The sequence below is a fragment of the Komagataeibacter kakiaceti JCM 25156 genome, assembly GCF_000613305.1.
Genome location: NZ_BAIO01000780.1, coordinates 1 through 789, shown reverse-complemented (window position 1 = coordinate 789; position 789 = coordinate 1). Strand labels below are relative to the sequence as shown.

Here is a 789-nt window from a genome sequence, read left to right as displayed (position 1 = left end):
CCAGACACGCCATAGGGACCGATCGCAGCACCGGGCCGCCACCCGCCAGCCATGTCAGGTCGGGCACCGGCAGTTCCCCACCGAGTCCCGCATGGCGCAACTGGTCATGCTGGCGGCGACTGTTATGCATGGACCGCCGCTGCGGGCTGTCATGCCGCGCCAGCGCGCCGCGCCCGATTCCCGACCACGCCTTCATGCCCGACAGGTGAAAATAGCGGGTACTGCGGCGCGAGGTCTGGAGGTCGTAGATGAAATCATATGACCGCAGGCAACGCCGCAGCGCCATCATGCGGGCAGGTCATGCCAGCCCGGCCGGGAATCAATGCGCACGTGATCGAACCACGGCGCGTGCGCCCCCAGTCCGGCAAAGGCGCGCTGGGTCATCAGGTCCACCTCATCATGGGGATGATGGGCGCGAATGGCCGCGAAGGGCGCGAAGGACTGCACGAAGTCGCCCAGCGCGCCAAGACGGATCACGAGAATACGGGCCATGGGGTCAGGGCGCCTCGGGGTCGGTTTCCAGCAGGGAAAGATCCTGCCGCGCCAGATCGGCCTCGTCCGAATCCGGGGCCAGCGTCACCACATCCTGCCAGTCGGCGCGGGCGGCTTCCATCTCGCCACGCCGCATGTACAGGATTCCGCGCTCCAGCAGCGCCGCCCCGTTATGCGGCGCATCCTTCAGCGCCGCGTTGATGTCCGCCATGCCAGATCAATGCGCCCCAGCCTGCGCCATGCGCCCGCCCGCGCCACCAGCGCCTCGTCACGTTCCGACCGGGGCGTCGGGCAGGG

General features: G+C 68.6%; 1 protein-coding gene and 1 pseudogene. Both read right to left on the bottom strand.

The genetic code is table 11. From position 1 onward, the window contains the following. A pseudogene (locus JCM25156_RS32475) lies at positions 1–492 on the bottom strand (glycosyltransferase family 9 protein); the annotation flags it as partial. Between the two features lie 4 nt (positions 493–496). Continuing rightward, a complete protein-coding gene (locus JCM25156_RS18865; RefSeq protein ID WP_025814386.1) occupies positions 497–703 on the bottom strand; it encodes a tetratricopeptide repeat protein in 207 nt (68 codons plus the stop codon). Between the last annotated feature and the right edge of the window lie 86 nt (positions 704–789).